Origin of the sequence: Pseudomonas fitomaticsae (assembly GCF_021018765.1) — a bacterium.
Classification (GTDB): Bacteria; Pseudomonadota; Gammaproteobacteria; order Pseudomonadales; family Pseudomonadaceae; genus Aquipseudomonas; species Aquipseudomonas fitomaticsae.
The window spans coordinates 6026807-6051172 of sequence record NZ_CP075567.1 but is presented as its reverse complement, the minus strand read 5'-3'; the positions used below and the strand labels follow the sequence as shown (position 1 = coordinate 6051172).

Sequence of the window (24366 nt, the reverse complement as noted above, 5' to 3'; positions counted from 1 at the left end):
ACAGCAGTCATCAATAACAAAGGTGTGGGTATGAGCCAGGTCGAATCAAACGCAGGGGCCAGCGATGTGCTGGTCAGCTTTCGTGGAGTGCAGAAGAGCTACGACGGCGAGAACCTGATCGTCAAAGACCTCAACCTGGACATCCGCAAGGGCGAATTCCTTACCTTGCTCGGGCCGTCCGGCTCGGGCAAGACCACCAGCCTGATGATGCTCGCCGGTTTCGAAACCCCGACCGCCGGTGAAATCCTCCTGGCCGGGCGGGCGATCAACAACGTGCCGCCGCACAAGCGCGACATCGGCATGGTGTTCCAGAACTACGCGCTGTTCCCGCACATGACCGTCGCCGAAAACCTCGCGTTCCCGCTGACCGTGCGTGGCCTGAACAAGAGCGACGTCAGCGACAAGGTCAAGAAAGTCCTGAGCATGGTTCAGCTCGACGCGTTCGCATCGCGTTACCCGGCGCAACTGTCCGGCGGTCAGCAACAACGTGTGGCATTGGCCCGTGCATTGGTGTTCGAGCCGCAACTGGTGCTGATGGACGAACCGCTCGGCGCCCTCGACAAACAGCTGCGCGAACACATGCAGATGGAAATCAAACACCTGCATCAGCGCCTCGGCGTGACTGTGGTCTACGTGACTCACGACCAGGGCGAAGCCCTGACCATGTCCGATCGCGTTGCCGTATTCCATCAGGGCGAAATCCAGCAGATCGCTCCGCCGCGCACCCTCTACGAAGAACCGAAAAACACCTTCGTCGCCAACTTCATCGGCGAGAACAACCGCCTTAACGGTCGCCTGCTCAGCCAGAACGGCGAGCGCTGCGTGGTCGAGCTGGGGCGCGGGGAAAAGGTCGAGGCGCTGGCGGTCAACATCGGCCAGACCGGCGAGCCGGTCACCCTGTCGATCCGGCCGGAACGCGTCAGCCTCAACGGTTCGAGCGACCAATGCGTCAACCGCTTCTCCGGGCGGGTGGCCGAATTCATCTATCTGGGCGACCACGTCCGGGTGCGCCTAGAAGTCTGCGGCAAGACCGACTTCTTCGTGAAACAACCGATTGCCGAGCTCGATCCAGCGCTCGCGGTCGGCGACGTGGTTCCGCTTGGCTGGCAGGTCGAGCACGTTCGCGCACTCGACCCACTTCTAGAGGCGCATTGATCGCCCCGGCAACACCAACACCAACCCTGCACGTGGAGAGAACAATAAATGTTGAGATCCCTGAAGTTCACAGCCCTGACCCTGGGCCTGATGGGTGCGGCAAGCGCAATGGCCGCTGGGCCGGATCTGACCGTGGTGTCGTTTGGCGGGGCGAACAAGGCGGCGCAAGTCAAAGCCTTCTACGCACCGTGGGAAGCGGCGGGCAACGGCAAGATCGTCGCCGGCGAGTACAACGGTGAGATGGCCAAGGTCAAAGCCATGGTCGACACCAAGAGCGTGTCCTGGGATCTGGTAGAGGTTGAATCACCGGAACTGTCCCGTGGCTGCGACGAAGACATGTTCGAGCAACTGGATCCTGCGCTGTTCGGCAAGACCGAAGACTACGTCAAAGGCGCGATCCAGCCGTGCGGCGTGGGTTTCTTCGTGTGGTCGACCGTGCTGGCCTACAACGCCGACAAGCTGAAAACCGCACCGACCAGCTGGGCGGATTTCTGGGACACCAAGAAATTCCCGGGCAAGCGCGGCCTGCGCAAAGGCGCCAAGTACACCCTCGAATTCGCGTTGATGGCCGACGGCGTTGCGCCGAAAGACGTCTACAAGGAGCTGGCCAGCAAGGGCGGTCAGGATCGCGCGTTCAAGAAACTGGATGAGCTGAAACCGAACATTCAGTGGTGGGAAGCCGGCGCACAGCCGCCGCAATACCTCGCTTCCGGTGACGTGGTCATGAGCTCGGCCTACAACGGTCGTATCGCCGCGGTGCAGAAAGAATCCAACCTGAAAGTGGTGTGGAATGGCGGCATCTACGACTTCGACGCCTGGGCGATCCCGAAAGGCCTGGACGCCAAGCGTGCCGAAGCGGCGAAGAAATTCATCGCGTTCTCGGTGCAGCCGCAACAGCAGAAGACCTACTCGGAAAACATCGCCTACGGCCCGGCCAACTCCCAGGCGGTGCCTTTGCTGGACAAGGCAATCCTGAAAGACATGCCGACCACCCCGGAAAACATCGCCAACCAGGTGCAGATCGACGTCAGCTTCTGGGCTGACAACGGCGAGCAACTGGAGCAGCGCTTCAATTCCTGGGCTGCGAAGTAAGCCGAGGGCACGCTCTCCTGTGGGAGCGGGCTTGCTCGCGAAAGCGTCAGTACATTCAACATTGATGTCGACTGACACGCCGCCTTCGCGAGCAAGCCCGCTCCCACATTTGGATTTGTATGCATCAATCGATCGAGGTGGTTCGCCACCTCTGTAACGATCAAAGATTTGCGGAGTACGTCATGGCCATCGCCGTTCCCCTGAACGAGGGCAACAGCCCCACCTTGAAGCAGCGGCTCAAGCACGCCGAGCGGGTCAACCGCTGGAAGGCCCAGGCGCTGATCGCGCCGCTGGTGCTGTTTCTGTTGCTGGTGTTCCTGGTGCCGATCGTGGCGCTGCTCTATAAAAGCGTCGGCAACCCGGAAGTGGTCGGCGGCATGCCGCGCACCGTGACCGCGATTGCCGCGTGGGACGGCCGAGGCCTGCCCGCAGAACCGGTTTATAAAGCCGCCAGCGAAGACCTCGCCGAAGCGCGCAAAAACCAGACCCTGGGCGATCTGTCCAAACGCCTGAACATGGAGTTGGCCGGCTATCGCAGCCTGCTGACCAAAACCGCCCGCTCGCTGCCATTCGCCAGCGAACCGGCCTCTTATAAAGAAGCGCTGGAAGGCCTCGACGAGCGTTGGGGCGATCCGGCCTACTGGCAAGCGGTGAAGCGCAACACCAGCAGCATCACCCCGTTCTATCTGTTGGCGGCGGTAGATCACCGCATCGACGACCTCGGCGAAATTGCCCCGGCCACCCCGGATCAGGCGATCTACCTCGACATCTTCGCCCGGACCTTCTGGATGGGCCTGATCATCACCGTGATCTGCCTGGTGCTGGCTTATCCGCTGGCTTACCTGCTGGCCAACCTGCCATCTCGTCAAAGCAACCTGCTGATGATTCTGGTGCTGCTGCCGTTCTGGACGTCGATTCTGGTGCGGGTCGCCGCGTGGATCGTGTTGCTGCAATCCGGCGGATTGATCAACAGCGCGTTGATGGCGATGGGCATCATCGATAAACCGCTGGAGCTGGTGTTCAACCGCACCGGGGTCTACATCTCGATGGTGCACATCCTGCTGCCGTTCATGATCCTGCCGATCTACAGCGTGATGAAAGGCATCTCGCCGACCTACATGCGCGCCGCGATTTCTCTCGGCTGCCACCCGTTCGCCAGTTTCTGGCGGGTGTACTTCCCGCAGACCTACGCCGGTGTCGGCGCCGGTTGCCTGTTGGTGTTCATCCTCGCCATCGGCTACTACATCACCCCGGCGCTGCTGGGCAGCCCGAACGATCAGATGGTCAGCTACTTCGTCGCGTTCTACACCAACACCAGCATCAACTGGGGCATGGCCACTGCGCTCGGCGGGCTGTTGCTGCTGGCGACCGTGGTGCTTTATCTGATCTACAGCTGGCTGGTGGGTGCCAGTCGCCTGCGCCTGAGCTAAGGGGAATTTGAAATGCTGAGTCCTTATATGTCGCCCGTCGAGCGGGTATGGTTCTACAGCTTGCGGATCCTCTGCGGCTTGATCCTGTTGTTCCTGATCCTGCCGGTGCTGGTGATCGTGCCGCTGTCGTTCAACTCGGGCAGTTTTCTGGTGTATCCGCTGCAGGGCTTTTCGCTGCACTGGTATCAGGACTTCTTCGCCTCGGCGGAATGGATGCGCTCGCTGAAGAACAGCATCATCGTCGCTCCGGCCGCGACGGTGCTGGCAATGGTGTTCGGCACGCTGGCGGCCATCGGCCTGACCCGTGGCGACTTCCCCGGCAAGCCGCTGGTGATGGCGCTGGTGATTTCGCCGATGGTGGTGCCGGTGGTGATCATCGGCGTGGCCAGTTACCTGTTCTTCGCGCCGCTGGGGCTGGGCAACAGTTTCTTCTCGCTGATCGTGGTGCACGCGGTGCTCGGTGTGCCGTTCGTGATCATCACGGTATCGGCGACCTTGCAGGGTTTTAATCACAATTTGGTACGGGCGGCGGCCAGCCTCGGCGCCTCGCCACTGACCACGTTCCGTCGGGTGACCTTGCCGCTGATTGCGCCGGGGGTGATTTCCGGGGTGCTGTTTGCCTTTGCGACGTCATTCGATGAAGTGGTGGTGACGCTGTTCCTTGCAGGTCCCGAGCAGGCGACGTTGCCTCGGCAGATGTTCAGCGGGATTCGCGAGAACCTGAGTCCGACGATCGCGGCGGCGGCGACTCTGCTGATTGCCTTCTCGGTGATTCTGCTGCTGACGCTGGAGTGGTTGCGTGGCCGTAGCGAGAAATTGCGTACTGCTCAGGTCTGACGATCGCACGATCCGGGTTGTCTGCCATTCATGCGCTGAATGACAGACAACCCGAATTCCCCAGCTACGCTTGTGCTCAGCTCCCACATCTATAAGAGGCTGCGCACGATGAGTCTTTCCTCGTTCAAGATCGCTCACAAACTGATCACCGGCGCCGGGGCCATCGAGCAACTGGCGGCCGAACTCACGCGGCTGGATATCGACAACCCGCTGATCGTCACCGATGCCGCGCTGGTCAAGTCCGGTACGGTGGAGCTGGCGCTGGCGCAAATCGGTGAGCGCGAGTACGAAATCTTCGACCGGGTGCTGCCGGATCCGGAAATCGCCATCGTCGAGGATTGCATGCGTGTCTACCGAGAGGGCGGGCATGACGGGCTGATCGGCCTCGGCGGCGGCAGTGCGATCGACATCGCCAAGAGCGTCGCGGCGTACGCCGGTTATCACGGTGCGCTGGAGGATCTGTTCGGCGTCGATCAGGTGCCGCGCAAAGGCCCACCGTTGATCGCCATCCCGACCACGGCCGGCACCGGTTCTGAAGTGACCAACGTCGCCATTCTTTCGGACAAGGTCGCCCAACTGAAGAAAGGCATCGTCAGCGACTATCTGTTGCCGGACGTGGCGCTGGTCAGCCCGCAGATGACCCTGACCTGTCCGCGCAGTGTCACTGCCGCCAGTGGCGTCGATGCACTGGTGCATGCCATCGAATCCTACTTGTCACTGAATGCCTCGCCGATCACCGATTCGCTGGCCATCGGTGCGATCAAGTTGATCGCTCGGTCATTACCCAAGGTCTACGCCAACCCGTCCAACCTGCAGGCCCGGGAAGACATGGCCACCGCCAGCCTGATGGCCGGCATGGCGTTCGGCAATGCCGGGGTTGGCGCGGTGCATGCGCTGGCCTATCCACTGGGCGGGCGTTTCAACATTGCCCACGGCGTCAGCAATGCGCTGTTGCTGCCGTATGTCATGACCTGGAACAAGATGGCCTGCGTCGAACGGATGCAGGATATCGCCGAAGCCATGGGGGTGAAGACCGCTCATCTGAGTCTCAATGACGCGGCCGACAGCGCCGTCGCTGCGATGACCGAACTGTGCGCGGCGGTAGAAATCCCGCCGGGCTTGCGCAGTTTCGGCGTGCCCGAAGAGGCGATCCCGGCCATGGCCGTGGAGGCTGCGGGAATCGAGCGCCTGATGCGCAACAATCCACGCAAGCTCAGTGCTGCCGACATCGAGAAGATCTACCGGGCGGCCTACTGAGAAACTGCCGGCCGCCGGTCATGGCACAACCCAATCATCTCGGTCACGGTGCGCGCGCGGAAACTTGAGGTATACAATGCGCGCCATCGTGATTTAGCTCAGAAAAGGTGCGTCATGCAGCCCTTCGTTATTGCTCCGTCGATTCTCTCCGCCGACTTCGCCCGCCTGGGCGAGGAAGTGGACAACGTTCTGGCCGCCGGTGCCGACTTCGTCCACTTCGATGTCATGGACAACCACTACGTACCGAACCTGACCATCGGCCCGATGGTCTGCGCCGCGCTGCGCAAGTACGGCGTGACCGCGCCGATCGACGCGCACCTGATGGTCAGCCCGGTGGATCGCATCGTCGGCGACTTCATCGAGGCCGGCGCCACCTACATCACCTTCCACCCGGAAGCCACGCTGCACGTCGATCGTTCGCTGCAACTGATCCGTGAAGGCGGCTGCAAATCCGGCCTGGTGTTCAACCCGGCGACCCCGCTGGACGTGCTCAAGTACGTGATCGACAAGGTCGACATGGTCCTGCTGATGAGCGTCAACCCGGGCTTCGGCGGGCAGAAATTCATCCCCGGCACCCTCGACAAGCTGCGCGAAGCGCGCGCGATCATCGATGCCTCGGGCCGTGACATCCGCCTGGAAATCGACGGCGGCGTCAACGTCAACAACATCCGTGAAATCGCCGCTGCCGGCGCCGACACCTTCGTGGCCGGCTCGGCGATCTTCAATGCGCCGAACTATCAGGAAGTCATCGACAAGATGCGTTCCGAACTGGCGCTGGCTCGCCCATGAGCGGTTTTGAGCAGCTGTTCCCGGGGCAACTGCCGCGGTTGGTGATGTTCGATCTGGATGGCACGCTGATCGACTCGGTACCCGACCTGGCGGCGGCGGTGGATAACATGCTGCTCTCCCTCGGGCGCAAGCCTGCCGGTATCGAGTCGGTGCGCGAGTGGGTCGGCAACGGCGCGCCGGTGCTGGTGCGCCGGGCCCTGGCCGGCGGCATCGACCATTCCTCAGTGGATGACGTCGAAGCCGAGCATGCGCTGGAGGTGTTCATGGAAGCCTATGGCGCCAGCCATGAGCTGACCGTGGTCTATCCCGGCGTGCGCGACACCCTGAAATGGCTGCACAAGCAGGGCGTGGCCATGGCGTTGATCACCAACAAGCCGGAGCGCTTCGTCGCGCCGCTGCTGGATCAGATGAAGATCGGCCGCTACTTCAAGTGGATCATCGGCGGCGACACCCTGCCGCAGAAGAAACCTGACCCGGCGGCGCTGTTCTTCGTCATGAAGATGTCCGGCATTCCGGCCTCGCAATCGCTGTTCGTTGGTGATTCACGCAGCGATGTGCTGGCGGCGAAAGCGGCGGGGGTCAAATGCGTTGGGCTCAGTTATGGCTACAACCATGGCCGACCGATTGCCGAGGAATCCCCGGCGCTGGTGATCGACGATCTGCGCAAGCTAATTCCCGGTTGCCTGGATACGGCCGCTGAGATAACGTTGCCCGACGCTTCTCAATCCCCTTCTGGAAACGCCATCGTGGTGGTCACCCGCAAACTCTGGATGAAAGTCATCAAGGCCCTGGCCCGCTGGCGTTGGCGCGCCTGACTTGTTCCTGGCCGGCCTGCCGGCGCGTTTGCACACCTGACTGATTTGCACCTCACACCACGAGGCACCCTATGATCCGCGAAGAATTCCTGCGTCTGGCCGCTGACGGCTACAACCGCATCCCGCTGGCCTGTGAAACCCTGGCCGACTTCGACACACCGCTGTCGATCTACCTGAAACTGGCCGACCAGCCCAACTCCTACCTGCTCGAATCGGTGCAGGGCGGCGAGAAATGGGGCCGTTACTCGATCATCGGCCTGCCGTGCCGCACCGTGCTGCGGGTTCACGATCATCACGTGAGTATCACCGTCGATGGTATCGAAACTGAAAGCCACGACGTTGAAGACCCGCTGGCCTTCGTCGAAACCTTCAAGGCCCGTTACAACGTGCCGACCATTGCCGGTCTGCCGCGCTTCAACGGCGGTCTGGTCGGATACTTCGGTTACGACTGCGTGCGCTATGTAGAGAAACGCCTCGGCAAATGCCCGAACCCGGATCCGCTGGGCGTGCCGGACATCCTGCTGATGGTCTCCGATGCGGTGGTGGTGTTCGACAACCTCGCCGGCAAGATGCACGCGATCGTGCTGGCCGACCCGGCGCAGGCCGATGCCTACGAGCAGGGCCAGGCGCAATTGCAGCAACTGCTGGAAAAACTGCGTCAGCCGATCACCCCGCGCCGTGGCCTGGATTTCAGCAAGCAGCAGGCGGCCGAGCCGGTGTTCCGCTCCAGTTTCACCCAGGATGACTACGAAAAAGCCGTCGACACCATCAAGGAATACATCCTCGCCGGTGACTGCATGCAGGTCGTGCCGTCCCAGCGCATGTCGATCGACTTCAAGGCGGCGCCGATCGATCTGTACCGCGCACTGCGTTGCTTCAACCCGACGCCGTACATGTACTTCTTCAACTTCGGCGATTTCCACGTCGTCGGCAGTTCGCCGGAAGTGCTGGTGCGGGTCGAAGACAACCTGATCACCGTGCGCCCGATTGCCGGGACCCGTCCTCGTGGGGCTACCGAAGAAGCAGACGTGGCGCTGGAAGAAGACCTGCTGTCCGATGACAAGGAGATCGCCGAACACCTGATGCTGATCGACCTCGGTCGCAACGACACCGGGCGCGTATCGGAAATTGGTTCGGTGAAACTCACCGAGAAGATGGTCATCGAGCGTTATTCCAACGTGATGCACATCGTGTCCAACGTGACCGGCCAGTTGAAAGCCGGGCTGACGGCGATGGACGCACTGCGGGCGATCCTGCCGGCGGGCACCTTGTCCGGTGCACCGAAGATCCGCGCGATGGAAATCATCGACGAGCTGGAGCCGGTCAAGCGTGGCGTGTATGGCGGGGCGGTCGGTTACTTCGCCTGGAACGGCAACATGGACACCGCGATCGCGATCCGCACAGCGGTGATCAAGAACGGCGAGCTGCACGTGCAGGCTGGTGGCGGCATCGTTGCCGACTCGGTGCCGGCGCTGGAGTGGGAAGAAACCATCAACAAGCGCCGGGCGATGTTCCGCGCTGTTGCACTGGCCGAGCAAACCCCGGACTGAGTGATTGATGATTCAGCCATAAAAAAAACGCGGCGCCTGTGAGGGCGCCGCGTTTTTTTTATGGTCTGCGAATCAGAAGTCGAGCGCTACGCCAACGTTGATCCCTTGCTGGGTGAAGTCGTCATCCTTGCGGATGTCGTAGCTCGCGCGCAATGCCAGATCCTTGGTGAGGTTGTGGCTCACGCCCAGGTTCAAGCGGTTCAGGTTGGTCTGAGGGGTATAGCCGGCCAGGGTGTAGCGGTTGTTCGGCAGGCTGTTGAGGTTCATCGTCACATTCTGGGTGTCGTCGTTGTACTCGCGCTCATGGGCCAGTTCGCCGAACACCTGGGTCTGCGAGGTGATCTGGTACTTGCCCTGGATCCCGAGGCCGAGACGCCGGGAGATGCGCGACTGGTCATCGAACGTCAGCGCGGTGGAGTCGGCGCCGTTTTCCGAATAGCCATCGACTTCAACCTTGGCAAAGTCGGCGCTGACGAATGGCGACAGGTGCCATGGGCTGCTCGCTTCTGGCGCAATGTCGTAACCCACGCGTCCGCTGAAGGCCAGAACATAGCCGTCGGTATCGCCTTTTTCGCCGCGTTCGTTGATCCCCAGCTGGAATTTGCGCTTGAGGCTGTCGTAATCCAGGTGCCCGGCGGTCACGGCGGCATCACCCCACCAGCGGTTCTGCTGGTACTGGGCGAACGCGGTGCCCAGATAAGTGTTCAGCTTGTAGTCCGAATCGTTGTCGCCGGCCTCGAGTTTCTGGTTGTAGAAACCAGCCGCCACGCCCACGCGCCACGCGTCGTTGAGACGGTAGCTGCCGCCGATGTTCAGGTTGTAACCGTTGCCGTCGGCGCTGGCGCCGCTGCGCTGGCTGTCGAAATCCTGATGCTGGCCGCCACCGGCGACAATCGCCCGCCATTGGCCAACGGCTTGCCAGTTTTCCCAATCCGCCAGCCACTGGTTGCGCAGTTCATCCTGATGCGAGCGCAGGGTGCCTTGAGCCATTTGCGGCAACAGAGTTGCTTCCCATGGCGCGGCCAGCAGTGAGTAAGCGTAATCGGCAATCAGGCGCTGCCCGGCTTCGGTCGGGTGGACGGCGTCGTTGTAGATCAGCTTGGTCGGGTCCGGGGTGGCGCTGTTGATCCCATATCGGGCGTTCTCGGTGCAGCGGCTGCCGCTGAAGCAGGTGCCGACCAGATTCTGATCGGTTGCCAGACCGAACTGTGCCGGATTGGCGAATGCCTCTTTGAGCAGAACCGGAACGTTCAGCGGAATGACGTTGGCGTTGACGCTCTGCAACTGGCTGACCAGTTCAGTATTGAACTGGGCGCTGAGTTGCGAGGTGAAGGCCTGCAGCGGCGAACCGTTGATGGCCGGGGTCAGGCCGATGTCCGGCAGCAGCCAGACCATGATGTAACGGGCACCGGCGCCCTGCAGTGTGCGTACACTGTCGACCAGTCGATCGGCGGCGGCATTCGCCTGAGGAAGACTGGTGACGCGGCCCTGAAGGAAGTCGTTGCCACCCCCGGTCAGGTAATACAGGGCATTCGGGTCGGCACGGAAACCGTTCGACGGCAGATAACCGGCGCGGGTGCGTTCGCCGGTGGCGGACTGGCTGGTGATCGAGTCGAGAATCTGGTCGGTGCGGTAGCCGCCCACGGCCCAGTTGTTACCGTCCGGCTGACCTTGGCCGGCACGAACTGCCGAGGACGAGGAGGCGGTTTGATCGGGGGTGAAGCCGAGACGGCCACCGAGCAATTGGGTGGCGTTGAGCGAGTAGAACTCACCGCTGCCGTCCTGATAGTTCGGGCCCGTGCGGTTGGTGTAGCGTTCGGTGGCGCCGGCCGGACCGCCGCTGTCGGTGAAAGTCCCCGCATCGCTCAGGCTGTCGCCGAAGACCACGAAATTCGAATAAGGATTGGGTGCGGCGTTCGCCTGGGCGCAGGCCATCGCGAGCAGGCATCCGGCGAGCGGTACAAACAGCGTCTGTTTGATCATGAGCAAGTCCGTTTATTTATTGTTGTATGGAACGAAACGACAGTACCAAAAACCTCCGGCGTTTTGCCATCGGTCGTCAACCCTCCCATTGTTTTATCCCCCACGGCCCCGGCCATATTGCACGCTCCGCCCAGCTAAGTTACTGTGCCGAAACGTATGAACGAGACCTTCCCCGTGTTGATCACCAGCAAACTTCTGGATCAAGTCATCAAGGCACACGCCCGCTGGCGTTGGCGCGCCTGAATCTTTTCTGCCGGCCCCGCCGGATCTGTATCGCTTTGCCTTCCTTGCCCGTTTGAAATGCCGCTGTGCCGACGCGACCTGCGCGTCCTGCAGTGTGCAGCGCCCTGGCAAGTCATCCGAAGGCTGTCTTCAAGTCAGAATTCAAGAGGTTCGAAACGCCATGTTGCTGATGATCGACAACTACGACTCCTTTACTTACAACGTTGTGCAATACCTCGGCGAGCTGGGTGCCGAGGTCAAGGTGGTGCGCAACGACGAACTGACCATCGCCGAAATCGAAGCGCTCAACCCTGAGCGGATCGTCGTATCCCCAGGCCCGTGCACACCGACCGAAGCCGGCATCTCCATCGAAGCCATCAAGCATTTCGCTGGCAAACTGCCGATCCTCGGTGTCTGCCTCGGTCACCAGTCCATCGGCCAGGCTTTTGGCGGTGATGTCGTCCGCGCCCGCCAAGTGATGCACGGTAAGACTAGCCCGGTATTCCACGAGGACAAGGGCGTGTTTGCCGGTCTGAACCGTCCGCTGACTGTCACTCGCTATCATTCCCTGATCGTCAAACACGAAACGTTGCCCGATTGCCTGGAGCTGACCGCGTGGACCCAGCACGATGACGGCTCGGTCGACGAAATCATGGGCCTGCGTCACAAGACCCTGAACATCGAGGGCGTACAGTTCCACCCGGAATCGATCCTCACCGAGCAGGGCCACGAACTGTTCGCCAACTTCCTCAAACAAACCGGCGGCACGCGCTAAGGACTTTTCATGAATATCAAGACAGCCCTGAGCCGTATCGTTGATCACCTCGACCTCAGCACCGATGAAATGCGCGACGTGATGCGCGAAATCATGACCGGCCAATGCACGGACGCGCAGATTGGCGCGTTCATGATGGCCATGCGCATGAAGAGCGAGAGCATCGACGAGATCGTCGGCGCCGTGTCGGTGATGCGCGAGTTGGCGGACAAGGTCGAACTCCAGACCCTCGACCGCGTGGTCGATGTGGTCGGCACCGGCGGTGACGGCGCGAACATTTTCAATGTGTCGACTGCGTCTTCCTTTGTGGTCGCCGCCGCTGGCTGCACCGTGGCCAAACACGGTAACCGTGCGGTGTCGGGCAAGAGCGGCAGTGCCGATCTGCTGGAGGCCGCCGGCATCTACCTCAACCTGACCCCGGTTCAGGTGGCGCGCTGCATCGACAACGTCGGCATCGGCTTCATGTTTGCTCAGACCCACCACAAAGCCATGAAGTACGCCGCCGGCCCGCGTCGCGATCTCGGCCTGCGCACCCTGTTCAACATGCTTGGCCCGCTTACGAATCCGGCCGGTGTGAAACATCAGGTGGTGGGCGTGTTCACCCCGGCGCTGTGCCGGCCGTTGGCTGAAGTCTTGCAGCGTCTGGGCAGCAAGCACGTGCTGGTGGTGCATTCGAAGGACGGTCTGGACGAATTCAGCCTGGCGGCACCAACCTTTGTCGCCGAGCTGAAAGACGATCAGATCACCGAATATTGGGTCGAGCCGGAAGATCTGGGCATGAAGAGCCAGAGCCTGCACGGCCTGTCAGTCGAAGGTCCGGAAGCGTCGCTGGCGCTGATCCGCGATGCACTGGGCAAGCGCAAGACCGAGAACGGTCAGAAGGCTGCCGAAATGATCGTGCTCAATGCCGGTGCGGCGCTGTATGCCGCCGACCTGGCGACAAGTCTGAAAGAGGGTGTGGCACTGGCCCACGACGCTCTGCACACCGGTCTTGCTCGGGAAAAGCTCGAGGAGTTGGGTGCCTTTACCGCGGTATTCAAAGTGGAGAATGAGGGATGAGTGTACCGACGGTTCTGGAAAACATTCTGGCCCGCAAGGTTCAGGAAGTCGCCGAGCGTAGCGCTCGTGTGAGCCTGAGCGAGCTGGAAAGTCTGGCCAAGGCGGCCGATGCACCCCGTGGTTTTGCCCAGGCATTGCTGGCGCAGGCCAAGAAGAAACAACCGGCAGTGATCGCCGAAATCAAGAAGGCGTCGCCGAGCAAGGGCGTGATCCGCGAGAACTTCGTTCCTGCCGACATCGCCAAAAGCTACGAGAAGGGCGGGGCGACCTGCCTGTCGGTGCTGACTGATATCGACTACTTCCAGGGCGCCGATGCCTACCTGCAACAGGCCCGCGCGGCGTGCTCGCTGCCGGTGATCCGCAAGGACTTCATGATCGATCCGTACCAGATCGTCGAAGCCCGTGCCCTGGGCGCCGATTGCGTGCTGCTGATCGTCTCCGCGCTGGATGACGTGAAAATGGCCGAACTGGCGTCGGTCGCCAAAGACGTCGGCCTCGATGTGCTGGTGGAAGTGCACGACGGCGATGAGCTGGAACGCGCGTTGAAAACCCTCGACACGCCGCTGGTCGGGGTCAACAACCGCAACCTGCACACCTTTGACGTCAGCCTGGAAACCACCCTCGACCTGCTGCCGCGCATTCCGCGTGATCGTCTGGTGATCACCGAAAGCGGCATTCTCAACCGTGCCGATGTCGAGCTGATGGAAATCAGCGATGTTTACGCGTTCCTGGTCGGCGAAGCGTTCATGCGCGCCGAAAGCCCGGGCATTGAACTGCAGCGTCTGTTCTTCCCGGAGCGCGGCGTTCCAGTGAGCGGTTCGACCCTCGACTGATTCATTCAGGCCGAGTCGACTCATTCGCGGGCAAGCCCGCTCCCACAGGAGAAATGCATTCCTAATGTGGGAGCGGGCTTGCTCGCGAAGAGGCTATAAGATTCACCACAGACTGATCGTCTAACGGACTTCTTTATGACTCCAGTTTCCCTGACCATCGAAGCCGGCCTGCAAGCCGAGCAGGATCTGCTGGCCTCGGTCTGCGCTGGTGATGCCGAATTTGGCTTGCTGTTCTGGCAGCCCAGCGATCGCGCTTTGGTCATGCCGCGCCGTTTGAACCGCCTCCCCGGATTCGATCACGCCTGCGAAGTCTCCGCCACGGCCGGTTGGCCGGTGTTGCTGCGTGAAACTGGCGGCGAACCTGTTCCGCAATCGGCTTCCACCATCAATATTGCCCTGGTCTATGCACCGCCTCGCAGTGAAGGTGATCTGAACCGCATCGAAACCGGCTATCGGCGGTTGTGTGATCCGATCTGTGAGTTGCTGGATGAATTGGGTGGCACTTCGTCGTTGGGTGAAATCGACGGTGCGTTCTGCGACGGTCGCTTCAACGTCAATCTCGACGGTCGCAAGATGGTCGGTACCGCCCAGCGCTGGCGCCAGAGTCAGGGCGGCCAGCGTCCGGTGGGGTTGGTACACGGTGCGATGCTGGTGGATGACGAACGTGAGTCGATGGTCGCGGCGGTCAACCGCTTCAACGAAGCGTGTGGTCTGGAGCAGCGGGTACGTGCCGCCAGCCACATCGCTCTGCATGAGAAATTCCCGGCGCCCCATGCACTGGCGCGTCTCGATGAACTCTTTCGTTTGATGCTGGCGCAGATCTACGCCGCCTGAGCTTTGGAACTCAGCGAGTGCCGAAGACCACCATGGTCTTGCCTTTCACATCCACCAGGTTGCGTTCCTCAAGATCCTTGAGCACGCGACCGACCATCTCTCGCGAGCAACCGACAATCCGGCCGATTTCCTGACGGGTCACCTTGATCTGCATGCCGTCCGGGTGGGTCATCGCGTCCGGTTGTTTGCACAGCTCAAGCAGGCAGCGAGCGACGCGACCGGTGACGTCGAAGAACGCCAGGTCGCCGACCTTGCGTGTGGTGTTGCGCAGGCGTTGTGCGATTTGTCCGCTGAGGACGTAAAGAATGTCCGGATCCTGTTGCGACAGTTCGCGGAACTTGGCGTAGCTGATTTCCGCGACTTCGCATTCAACCTTGGCCCGCACCCAGGCGCTGCGCTGCTGTTCCTGGCCGGCTTCTTCGAACAGACCCAGCTCGCCGAAGAAGTCCCCGGCATTCAGGTAGGCGATGATCATCTCGCGGCCGTCGTCGTCTTCGATCAGGATCGTGACCGAGCCGCGGATGATGAAGTACAGCGTGTCGGAGCGATCCCCGGCGCAGATGATGTTGCTCTTGGCCGCATGACGCCGGCGCTGGCAATGCATCAGCAGCTTGTCGAGGTTCTTGATTTTGGGTGTGGGGGTAATACCAACCATGGTTGTATCCCGAAAAGACTGCACGGTTATATTTGGTTTTTATATGAGGCGCTGAGGCGGTCGTAAAACAGTCTGGCGCGGGCGCCAGCGAATTGGCGCCAGCTTACCAGACACTTCGTCGAAATTTCGAGAAATCACCTACGTTAAAGGTGCATTCGTCCTAGGAACGTGCTCGCTGTCCGGGCGGGGCCCTGTGCTAAGCTGGCGACCCTTTTTTCTACAGTGGAGTCTTGGCGATGAAGGCACGCATCCAATGGGCTGGCGAAGCCATGTTCCTCGGCGAATCCGGCAGCGGTCATGTCGTGGTCATGGACGGTCCGCCGGACGCCGGTGGTCGTAACCTGGGTGTCCGCCCGATGGAAATGCTCCTGCTGGGTGTCGGCGGTTGCAGCAATTTCGATGTGGTCAGCATTTTGAAGAAGTCCCGTCAGGCCGTTGAAAGCTGCGAAGCCTTTCTGGAAGCCGAACGCGCGACCGAAGATCCGAAAGTGTTCACCAAGATCCACATGCACTTCGTGGTCAAGGGCCGGGGCCTGAAAGAAGCCCAGGTCAAACGCGCCATCGAACTGTCTGCCGAGAAGTACTGCTCGGCCTCGATCATGCTCGGCGCCGCCGGTGTGGCGATCACCCACGACTACGAAATCGTCGAACTCGGCTGAGCCGACATTCAACTATCATAAAAGCAGTGCAGACTCTGGCGATCCCCCGCTGACGTCTGCATAATGCGCCACTTTTTTCAGGGCCGTGATCAGTCAACCGACGGGTCATCCGCCTGAACAGATAACCAAAATCGCCATCGCGAAGAGGTGTTAACCGTCCTACGCAGGTGCGTTGTTCGCACTTGACGGGCATGCTTGATCACGCGGCCGTGCCGCATACATAGAGAGTTTTTAACGGTGAAAAGCAAACTCAAGCTCCACGGGTTCAATAACCTGACAAAGACCTTGAGCTTCAACATCTATGACATCTGCTACGCGGAAACCCCGCAAGACCAGCAGGCTTACGTCGAGTACATCAATCAAGAGTACAACGCCGAACGCCTGACGCAGATCCTCACGGAAGTTGTCGAAATCATTGGTGCCAACATTCTGAACATTGCGAGTCAGAATTATGAGCCTCAGGGTGCCAGCGTCACGATTCTGATCTCGGAAGAGCCGGTGACCCCGACCGAAAGCCAGATCGAAGAGTCCCCGGGCCCATTGCCCGAAATCATCCTGGCCCACCTCGACAAGAGCCACATCACGGTGCACACCTACCCGGAAATCCATCCGGACGCCGGTATCGCGACCTTCCGTGTGGACATCGACGTGTCGACCTGTGGTGTCATTTCACCGCTCAAAGCGCTCAATTTCCTCATTCACCAGTTCGATTCGGACATCGTGACCGTGGATTACCGTGTGCGCGGCTTTACCCGTGACGTTGAAGGCAACAAGCACTTCATCGACCACGAGATCAACTCGATCCAGAACTACCTCTCCGAAGACACCCGCGACGCGTACCAGATGACCGACGTGAACGTGTACCAGGAAAACCTGTTCCACACCAAAATGCTGCTGAAGAACTTCGAACTGGACAACTACCTGTTCGGCGATGCCACCAGCAACCTGTCTTCCGAGCAACGTGCTCAGGTGACCGAGCGTGTGAAACACGAAATGCTGGAAATCTTCTACGCGCGCAATATGCCGAGCTAAGAAATCCGGGCACAAAAAAAGGCGACGGCTTTGCGGCAGTCGCCTTTTTTATGGGCGTTTTTCAGATTCGGTAAGTGCTCTTGGTCATCACTTTGGCCAACAGGCTCATGCCGAACTTCACCGGCGCCGGGAAGCGGAAACCGCCGGCCTCCAGCGCGCTTTCCGCGTGATGTTCTTCATCGATACGCATCTGCTCCAGAATCGCCCGGGATTTTTCGTCCTCGGCCGGCAGTTGCTCCAGATGCTCGTTCAGATGCTTGCACACCTGATGCTCGGTGGCGGCGACAAATCCGAGGCTGACTTTATCGCTGATCAACCCGGCGACTGCGCCGATCCCGAACGACATGCCATAGAACAGCGGATTGAGCACACTGGTGTGGCTGCCCAGCTGGTGAATGCGCTGTTCGCACCAGACCAGATGATCGATCTCTTCTTCGGCCGCATGCTCCATGGCCTCGCGCACCTGTGGCAGCTTGGCGGTCAGCGCCTGGCCCTGATACAGCGCCTGGGCGCAGACTTCACCGGTGTGGTTGATGCGCATCAGGCCGGCGACGTGGCGGGTGTCCTCATCGCTCATCTGCACATCGGGCTGCACGATTGCCGGCGACGGACGGTACGGCTGGCCGCTGAAGGGCAGCAGGGTACGCATCGCGGCATCGGCTTGCAGCAGAAGACGATCAATGGGCGAGTAGTGACGTTGGGTAGTCATGCTGACCTCCGGGAAGAATCTCGGCGGTCAGTTTAACCGAATCGGCCGGGGAAGGTTTGCGCTGGGTCATGTGGGAGCAGGGCGCTCCCACAGATTTCGAGGTCGATCAGCCCGGCGGCCAGTTCATCTGGCGTTGACCGAGTACGTGCATATGAATGTGGTAGACCGTCTGCCCGCCCTTTTCATTGCAGTTCATCACCACCCGGAAGCCTTCCTCGCAACCCAGCTCCAGCGCCAGACGCTGGGCGGTGAACAGGATATGCCCGGCCAGTGCCTTGTCGTCTTCGGTCAGGTCGTTGAGAGTGCGCACCGGTTTCTTCGGGATCACCAGAAAATGCACCGGTGCCTGTGGGGCGATATCGTGGAACGCCAGAACCTGGTCGTCCTCGTAGATGATCTTCGCCGGGATTTCCCGGTTGATGATCTTGGTGAACAGAGTATCCACAGCTGTTTTCTCCGTTGTTTGGGCTGGCCTGAGTGTACCCACGAGGGAACACCGCGCCCAGCCATTTGCCTGCCGGCCCTTCAGCGCGGGCAGTAAGCCTTGTTGACCATGCCGACAATCGTGCGATTGAGCCAGCGCGAACCGAGCCGGGGCAAAAAGGCAAACCAGCGGTTTCGGCGTCCGGGAATGATGATCGCGCGGTTTTTCTCCAGGGCGCGCACGGTATACAGCGCGACCTCCTCGGGGCTCATCAGCAATTTGCTGGCGTTAAGCTTGTCGTTGTTCAGTTGTGCCGTGCTGAAGAACGCAGTGCGGGTCGGACCGGGGCAGAGCACCGACACCTTGACCGCGCATTTCTTCAGTTCCACCCGAAGTGCTTCCGAGAAGTGCAGGACATACGCCTTGCTGGCGTAGTAGGTGCTCATCCACGGCCCGGGGTTGAAGGCCGCCACCGACGCGACATTGAGAATCTGCCCGCCGCCCTGCAACGCCATGCTGTTGCCGATGGCATGGCAGAGGCGGGTGAGGGCGAGGATGTTCACTTCGATCAGATCCTGTTCGGTCATCCAGTCCTGGGCCAGGAACGGGCCGCAAGTACCGATGCCGGCGCAATTGACCAGCAGATCGATCTGCCGGTCGCCTTCTTCCAGCTCCAGCAGAAAACCGGACAGGCGCAGCGGCTCACCGAGATCGCAGGCGCGGAACAGCACCTCCACGCCGAAGCGCTGGGTCAGTTCAATCGCAATGCTTTCCAGCTGATCACGCTGGCGGGCCACCAGAATCAGGCTGCGGCCACGGCGCGCCAGGGCTTCGGCCATGGCCAGGCCGATGCCGCTGGAGGCGCCGGTGATCAGAGCGTAACGGGTCATGCAAATCTCCATCGCAACAGCGCCGCGCCGTGGACGCAGGTGTCACGGCGGGGAGCGTTGTTCATTCTTTCGCAGAGTCTACAGGGGCGAGGGCGGCTTCGGCTGCATCGTCTGCCGAATTCGCGGCGGGCTCGACTTCGACATCGATTTCATCGGTGGTGACCGAACCACTCTCGTAGCTGCTTTCAAGGCTGCTTTCATATTCCTGCTGAATGGCAGTGATCCCGCCCAGCAAGCCACCCACAAAGAACAGCCCGATAAACACGATCCACAGCGAGCACAGCACTTTGACTGCCGTGCTGTTCGGCGGAGGCGGTGGGCCATAGCGGTTGGCGCCGGTATTGCCCGGCACGACCATGATCACCAGCGGGAAGAAGCTGCCCACGAACGGCACCAGCGTCAGCAGCCAGAGCCACCCGGACCAGCCGATATCGTGCAAGCGCTGAATGCTGAACAGGATGCCGACGATCGCGAAGGCCAGAAACAGGAAGAAGGCGAGGAGACCGCCGATGATCAGGCCGGTCGTCGAGTCGGCGCTCACCAGGCCCAGACCGATCAGCGCGAACACGCTGACGATTGGCAGGGCGACCAGGCTCAACACCATCGACCATGCCAGGTAACGCAAACGGCCAATCCGGCCCTCGACGCTGAACGGTTTGAGGGTGGCGAATGCCGGCAGGTTTTCACCGACGGCGGCGCGAGGGGGCGCATAAGGCGAGTCAGGCTCCGCGACGGCGGCGCTTTGCTCGTGGACATCCGACAGGTTCAGCTCGATGGGCGTTTCGGTTTCGATCCGGGCATCGATTCCGGTCTTGCCCAGTGCTTGCAGATAGGTCTGCGCATCGCTGTGCGACAGATCACGCTTGAGCGCGACGATGCGGCCATTGAACAGGCGCTCGATGGCGGCGACATCGCTTTTGAACAGATCGGCCAGGTTGAGCTTGGCCGTGGTGATATCGACGCCGGGCTGGAGCGCGCCGTCGAAAACGATCTTGTAACGGGGTTCGCTCATGGCCGAGGCATCCTTGTCGCGAGATAAATTGAGTCTAAGGCCAGTCAGGCAGCGACTGGCCGGGTTTCTTTCAGCGTGGCCAGCGTTTCGGCAGTTGCGCTGCGTGCTCCAGGGCCTGGCGGTATTCGGCATCGAGACGCGCCACCAGTTGATCCACGCTTGGCAGATCGTCGATCTGCCCTACGCCCTGACCCGCCGACCACACGGTTTTCCAGGCCTTGGCTTCGTCGTTGATCGGCTTGAGCTTGTCGCCGAAATTCACTTCACCCTTGCCTTGCAGGGCGGCCATGTCGAAACCGGCGGCCTCCAGGCTTTGGCGCATGAAACTGGCCGGTACACCGGACACGGCAGGAGTATGAATGATGTCGGCGGCTTTGGCAGTCAGCAGCATCTCCTTATAGGCGTCAGGCGCATGACTTTCAGTGGTGCCGATAAATCGCGTGCCGAAGTAGGCCAGATCCGCGCCGAGCAGTTGTGCGGCGAGAATCTCATGCCCGTGGTTCAAACATCCTGCAAGCAACAGGGTCTTGTCGAAGAACTCGCGGATCTCGGCGATCAGCGAAAACGGGCTCCAGGTCCCGGCGTGCCCACCGGCACCGGCTGCGACGGCGATCAAACCATCGACACCGGCCTCGGCAGCTTTCTCGGCGTGGCGCCGGGTCGTCACGTCGTGGAAGACCAGGCCGCCGTAACTGTGCACGGCGTCCACCAGTTCCTTCACCGCGCCGAGGCTGGTGATGACGATGGGGACTTTGTGCTCGACGCAGATGTCCAGGTCAGCCTGCAAGCGCGGGTTGCTGTGGTGGACGATCAGGTTCACCGCGTACGGCGCCGGATTCTCCAATGTCGCCAGCCCCGCTTCGATCTGCTCCAGCCAGGCCTTGAACCCGCTGCTTTCGCGTTGGTTCAGCGCCGGGAAGCTGCCAACCACGCCGTTGCGGCAGCACGCCAGCACCAGTTCAGGGTTGGAGATGAGGAACATCGGCGCTGCCACCACAGGCAGACGCAGACGTTGTTCGAGCAGAGCGGGCAGCGACATCGGAAGTACCCCGGAAAGTTGTATTTGTTGAATTTAGAACGGCTTGACCACGACCAGAATTACGATAGCCAGCAATATCAGAACCGGCACTTCATTGAACCAGCGATAAAAGACATGGCTGCGGGTGTTCTCGCCACGGGCAAAACGTTTTACCTGCGCGCCGCACATGTGGTGATAGCCGATCAACAGCACGACCAGGGTCAGTTTGGCGTGGATCCAGCCACCGCTGCTGAAGATGCCCGGGTTCAGGTAGATCAGCCAGCCGCCGAAGATCAGCGCGGCGATCATCGCCGGGCCCATGATGCCGCGATAGAGCTTGCGCTCCATGATGCTGAAGCGTTCCTTGCTGATCGTGTCTTCACTTTGCGCGTGATAAACGAACAGTCGCGGAAGATAGAAGAGGCCGGCAAACCAGCACACGATGCTGACGATATGAAGCGCTTTGATCCACAGATAGAGCATTTTTGGTTATTCCCTAATTCACGGTAGGCCGGATAGTAGAGGCTTGAGCGTCCGCACGTCACCTTGACGGTTGTCGCAGGGGCGCGCGGCCCCTATTATCGACGGCTTTCCAGTGGGTTCGTTGAGGGCAGGTTTATGGTCAAGGTCGGTATCGTCGGCGGCACGGGTTACACTGGTGTCGAACTGCTGCGTCTGTTGGCACAGCATCCGCAGGCAGAAGTGGTAGTGATCACTTCCCGATCCGAGGCCGGTCTGGCCGTGGCTGATATGTACCCGAACCTGCGCGGTCACTACGACGGTCTGGCATTCAGCGTGCCGGACATCAAGACCCTGGGCGCTTGCGACGTGGTGTTCTTTGCCACTCCGCACGGTGTTGCCCACGCACTGGCCGGCGAACTGCTGGCGGCCGGCACCAAGGTTATCGACCTGTCGGCAGACTTCCGTCTGCAGGACGCCGATGAATGGGCCAAGTGGTACGGCCAGCCGCACGGCGCGCCGGAGCTGCTGGACGAGGCGGTTTACGGTTTGCCGGAAGTCAATCGTGAGCAGATCAGGAAAGCGCGTCTGATTGCGGTGCCGGGTTGCTATCCGACCGCGACGCAGCTGGGTTTCCTGCCGTTGCTTGAGGCGGGCATTGCCGACGCTGCCCACCTGATCGCCGACTGCAAATCCGGTGTCAGTGGCGCCGGTCGTGGCGCTGCCGTAGGCTCGCTGTACTCCGAGACGTCGGAAAGCATGAAGGCCTATGCGGTGAAAGGTCACCGTCATCTGCCGGAAATTCGTCAGGGGCTGCGTCGTGCCGCAGGCAAGGATGTCGGTCTGACTTTCGTGCCGCACCTGACGCCGATGATCCGTGGCATTCACTCCACGCTCTACGCGACCGTCGTGGATCGCTCGGTGGATCTGCAGGCGTTGTTCGAGAAACGTTATGCCAATGAGCCGTTCGTCGACGTGATGCCGGCCGGCAGCCATCCGGAAACCCGCAGCGTGCGTGGCGCCAACGTCTGCCGAATCGCGGTTCACCGTCCACAGGATGGTGATCTGGTGGTGGTGCTTTCGGTGATCGACAACCTGGTCAAGGGCGCGTCGGGTCAGGCGGTGCAGAACATGAACATCCTGTTCGGGCTGGATGAACGTCTGGGTCTGTCCCACGCGGGCATGCTGCCGTAACGACTGATCTTGCTTGGTAAAAAGGCCCGTTTGACGGGCCTTTTTGCATTCTGGTCGGTTGAACGGCTTTATTGATATACCGTAACAATAGTTGACCGATTTTCTAGGACAAGCGGATAATGCGCGTCATCACGCAATATGGCGGCGTAACGCCGGGAGATAGTCAGCATGAGCGTCGAATCCTTCACCCCCACGGCTTTGCAATTCACTCAAGGTGCCGCGCACAAGGTGAAGAGCCTGGTCGATGAAGAGGGGAATGATCGCTTGAAGCTGCGCGTATTCGTTACGGGCGGCGGTTGTTCTGGGTTTCAGTACGGCTTCACCTTCGATGAAGATGTGGCCGAGGACGACACCATCGTCGAGCGCGAAGGCGTCAGTCTGGTGGTCGATCCGATGAGTTTCCAGTACCTGGCGGGTGCCGAGGTGGATTATCAGGAAGGTCTGGAAGGCTCGCGTTTCGTGATCAAGAACCCGAATGCCACCACCACGTGTGGTTGCGGCTCCTCGTTCTCGATCTGATCGCGCTTCACCGTACACAACAAAACGCCGCAGAACCTCACGGTTCTGCGGCGTTTTGTTATCTGCGATTTGTCAGTTGGGGTAGATGGCGCCGAGTACGCGCAGGCCTCTGGCGCCGGTGACGCTCGGGCGATTGGCGGCGATCCCTTCCAGACAGCAGTGGGCCAGCCAGGCGAAGGCCATGGCCTCGACCCAGTCCGGATCGACGCCGTGGGTCGCGGTACTGGCGACTTTTGCGTTGGGTAGCAGGTCGGCCAAGCGCTTCATCAGCGTGGCGTTGTGGGCGCCGCCGCCGCAGACCAGGAGTTCTTCGGTATTCGATTGAGCGCTTTGCAGCGATTCGACGATGGTCAACGCGGTCAGTTCGAGCAGCGTTGCCTGTACGTGTTCGGGGGCGAAACCTGGCAGGCGCGACAGTTGCTGCTCCAGCCATGGCAGGTTGAAGACTTCGCGGCCGGTGCTCTTCGGGCCTTGGGTCGCGAAAAACGGATCGCCGAGCAGGGCTTTCAGCAGGGTAGGCTCAACCTTGCCACTGGCTGCCCACTGTCCGTTGCGGTCGTAGTTCTCGCCCCGTTGCTGATGAATCCAGGCATCCATCAGCACATTCCCCGGCCCGCAGTCGAAACCGGCTACAGGCTTGTTCGGCTCGATCAGACTGAGATTGCTGAAACCGCCGACATTCAAGACCGCGCGGTTGCCGATATGCTCTTCGAATAACGCTTCATGAAAGGCCGGAACCAGCGGAGCGCCCTGGCCGCCAGCGGCTACGTCGCGGCTGCGGAAGTCACTGACGACTGTAATGCCGGTCAGCTCGGTCAGCAGCGCGGGGTTGCCGATCTGCACGGTGAAACCGCGTGCGGGTTCGTGGCGAATGGTCTGGCCGTGGCTGCCGATCGCGCGAATGGCTTCGGGTTTGAGCTGTTGCTGTTCGAGCAGGGCGTGAATCCCCTGCGCGGCGAGCTTCACCCAGTTCTGCTGGGCAATCGCCGAACGGGCGATTTCGTCAGGGCCGCTGGCGCACAAGCCAAGCAGCTCGGCGCGCAGGGTATCTGGCATGGGGATGTAGTGCGTGGCGACCAGATTGATCGCCGAGGATTGCTCGATCAGGGCGATGTCCAGCCCGTCGAGACTGGTGCCGGACATCACGCCGATATAAAGAGCCAT

25 protein-coding genes are annotated in these 24366 nt (G+C 60.8%); 16 read left to right on the top strand and 9 right to left on the bottom strand.

The window, feature by feature from the left end:
• The first annotated feature begins 30 nt into the window (after positions 1-30).
• From KJY40_RS27525 to trpE, 8 genes are all read left to right on the top strand, one after another.
• Positions 31-1155 (top strand): ABC transporter ATP-binding protein, encoded by a 1125-nt coding sequence (locus KJY40_RS27525; protein WP_007959931.1) that lies wholly within the window; start codon positions 31-33, stop codon positions 1153-1155.
• A gap of 48 nt (positions 1156-1203) precedes the next feature.
• Positions 1204-2247 (top strand): ABC transporter substrate-binding protein, encoded by a 1044-nt coding sequence (locus KJY40_RS27520; RefSeq protein WP_121187472.1) that lies wholly within the window; start codon positions 1204-1206, stop codon positions 2245-2247.
• A gap of 182 nt (positions 2248-2429) precedes the next feature.
• Positions 2430-3677, top strand: coding sequence for an ABC transporter permease (locus tag KJY40_RS27515; RefSeq protein WP_007959935.1), 1248 nt, complete (start codon positions 2430-2432; stop codon positions 3675-3677).
• 12 nt (positions 3678-3689) lie between these two features.
• Positions 3690-4514 carry an ABC transporter permease gene (locus KJY40_RS27510; protein WP_230733826.1) on the top strand — a complete coding sequence of 275 codons (825 nt, stop codon included), beginning with the start codon at positions 3690-3692 and terminating at the stop codon, positions 4512-4514.
• A 108-nt stretch (positions 4515-4622) separates the two neighbouring features.
• On the top strand, positions 4623-5771 hold the full coding sequence (locus KJY40_RS27505) for an iron-containing alcohol dehydrogenase (RefSeq protein WP_230733825.1): 1149 nt from the start codon (positions 4623-4625) through the stop codon (positions 5769-5771).
• A 114-nt stretch (positions 5772-5885) separates the two neighbouring features.
• Positions 5886-6560, top strand: coding sequence for a ribulose-phosphate 3-epimerase (rpe, locus tag KJY40_RS27500; RefSeq protein WP_007918813.1), 675 nt, complete (start codon positions 5886-5888; stop codon positions 6558-6560).
• Positions 6557-7375 carry a phosphoglycolate phosphatase gene (locus KJY40_RS27495; protein ID WP_007956306.1) on the top strand — a complete coding sequence of 273 codons (819 nt, stop codon included), beginning with the start codon at positions 6557-6559 and terminating at the stop codon, positions 7373-7375. The genes rpe and KJY40_RS27495 overlap by 4 nt, the downstream gene beginning before the upstream one ends.
• 71 nt (positions 7376-7446) lie before the next feature.
• Positions 7447-8925 (top strand): anthranilate synthase component I, encoded by a 1479-nt coding sequence (gene trpE / locus KJY40_RS27490; protein WP_230733824.1) that lies wholly within the window; start codon positions 7447-7449, stop codon positions 8923-8925.
• Between the two features lie 72 nt (positions 8926-8997).
• Here the strand turns inward: trpE and estP are convergent, their stop codons facing one another.
• A complete protein-coding gene (gene estP, locus KJY40_RS27485) occupies positions 8998-10908 on the bottom strand; it encodes an esterase EstP (RefSeq protein WP_230733823.1) in 1911 nt (636 codons plus the stop codon).
• 403 nt (positions 10909-11311) lie between these two features.
• Here estP and KJY40_RS27480 point away from each other — a divergent pair, with 403 nt between their 5' ends.
• From KJY40_RS27480 to KJY40_RS27465, 4 genes are all read left to right on the top strand, one after another.
• Positions 11312-11905, top strand: a complete 594-nt coding sequence (locus KJY40_RS27480) for an aminodeoxychorismate/anthranilate synthase component II (RefSeq protein ID WP_007956309.1) — start codon at positions 11312-11314, stop codon at positions 11903-11905.
• A 9-nt stretch (positions 11906-11914) separates the two neighbouring features.
• Positions 11915-12964, top strand: a complete 1050-nt coding sequence (gene trpD / locus KJY40_RS27475; protein WP_007956310.1) for an anthranilate phosphoribosyltransferase — start codon at positions 11915-11917, stop codon at positions 12962-12964.
• A complete protein-coding gene (gene trpC, locus KJY40_RS27470) occupies positions 12961-13797 on the top strand; it encodes an indole-3-glycerol phosphate synthase TrpC (protein WP_007956311.1) in 837 nt (278 codons plus the stop codon). Before trpD ends, trpC begins: the two co-directional genes overlap by 4 nt.
• A gap of 135 nt (positions 13798-13932) precedes the next feature.
• Positions 13933-14631, top strand: coding sequence for a lipoate--protein ligase family protein (locus tag KJY40_RS27465; RefSeq protein WP_230733821.1), 699 nt, complete (start codon positions 13933-13935; stop codon positions 14629-14631).
• Positions 14632-14641: 10 nt separating this feature from the next.
• Here KJY40_RS27465 and crp read toward each other — a convergent pair whose 3' ends face one another.
• Positions 14642-15286, bottom strand: a complete 645-nt coding sequence (gene crp / locus KJY40_RS27460; RefSeq protein ID WP_011336190.1) for a cAMP-activated global transcriptional regulator CRP — start codon at positions 15284-15286, stop codon at positions 14642-14644.
• A 236-nt stretch (positions 15287-15522) separates the two neighbouring features.
• Here crp and KJY40_RS27455 point away from each other — a divergent pair, with 236 nt between their 5' ends.
• Together KJY40_RS27455 and speD are read left to right on the top strand one after the other, a co-directional pair.
• The gene (locus tag KJY40_RS27455; protein WP_003228794.1) at positions 15523-15945 is read left to right on the top strand and encodes an OsmC family protein; all 423 of its coding nucleotides are present in this window, start codon (positions 15523-15525) and stop codon (positions 15943-15945) included.
• Between the two features lie 237 nt (positions 15946-16182).
• Positions 16183-16977: an adenosylmethionine decarboxylase gene (speD, locus tag KJY40_RS27450; RefSeq protein ID WP_007956315.1), complete on the top strand. Its 795-nt coding sequence runs from the start codon at positions 16183-16185 to the stop codon at positions 16975-16977.
• 61 nt (positions 16978-17038) lie between these two features.
• On the opposite strand, the gene coq7 is transcribed toward speD, so the two are convergent.
• The 6 genes from coq7 to hemJ form a co-directional block, all read right to left on the bottom strand.
• Positions 17039-17686: a 2-polyprenyl-3-methyl-6-methoxy-1,4-benzoquinone monooxygenase gene (gene coq7, locus KJY40_RS27445; RefSeq protein WP_007956317.1), complete on the bottom strand. Its 648-nt coding sequence runs from the start codon at positions 17684-17686 to the stop codon at positions 17039-17041.
• 106 nt (positions 17687-17792) lie between these two features.
• Positions 17793-18131, bottom strand: coding sequence for a histidine triad nucleotide-binding protein (locus tag KJY40_RS27440; protein WP_003228789.1), 339 nt, complete (start codon positions 18129-18131; stop codon positions 17793-17795).
• A gap of 80 nt (positions 18132-18211) precedes the next feature.
• Complete coding sequence (locus KJY40_RS27435) at positions 18212-19000, bottom strand: SDR family NAD(P)-dependent oxidoreductase (protein ID WP_085697697.1); 789 nt, start codon at positions 18998-19000, stop codon at positions 18212-18214.
• Positions 19001-19061: 61 nt separating this feature from the next.
• Positions 19062-20012 carry a DUF805 domain-containing protein gene (locus KJY40_RS27430; protein WP_230733819.1) on the bottom strand — a complete coding sequence of 317 codons (951 nt, stop codon included), beginning with the start codon at positions 20010-20012 and terminating at the stop codon, positions 19062-19064.
• A 70-nt stretch (positions 20013-20082) separates the two neighbouring features.
• Entirely contained in the window at positions 20083-21051 is a 969-nt protein-coding gene (locus KJY40_RS27425) for an NAD(P)H-dependent flavin oxidoreductase (protein WP_085646872.1), read from the bottom strand.
• Between the two features lie 33 nt (positions 21052-21084).
• Positions 21085-21513 carry a protoporphyrinogen oxidase HemJ gene (hemJ, locus tag KJY40_RS27420; RefSeq protein WP_085688426.1) on the bottom strand — a complete coding sequence of 143 codons (429 nt, stop codon included), beginning with the start codon at positions 21511-21513 and terminating at the stop codon, positions 21085-21087.
• A gap of 135 nt (positions 21514-21648) precedes the next feature.
• On the opposite strand from hemJ, the gene argC reads away from it, so the two are divergent.
• Complete coding sequence (gene argC / locus KJY40_RS27415) at positions 21649-22683, top strand: N-acetyl-gamma-glutamyl-phosphate reductase (protein WP_230733817.1); 1035 nt, start codon at positions 21649-21651, stop codon at positions 22681-22683.
• Between the two features lie 168 nt (positions 22684-22851).
• Positions 22852-23202, top strand: a complete 351-nt coding sequence (gene erpA / locus KJY40_RS27410) for an iron-sulfur cluster insertion protein ErpA (protein ID WP_003228776.1) — start codon at positions 22852-22854, stop codon at positions 23200-23202.
• 72 nt (positions 23203-23274) lie between these two features.
• Here the strand turns inward: erpA and KJY40_RS27405 are convergent, their stop codons facing one another.
• A complete protein-coding gene (locus tag KJY40_RS27405; RefSeq protein WP_230733815.1) occupies positions 23275-24366 on the bottom strand; it encodes an anhydro-N-acetylmuramic acid kinase in 1092 nt (363 codons plus the stop codon).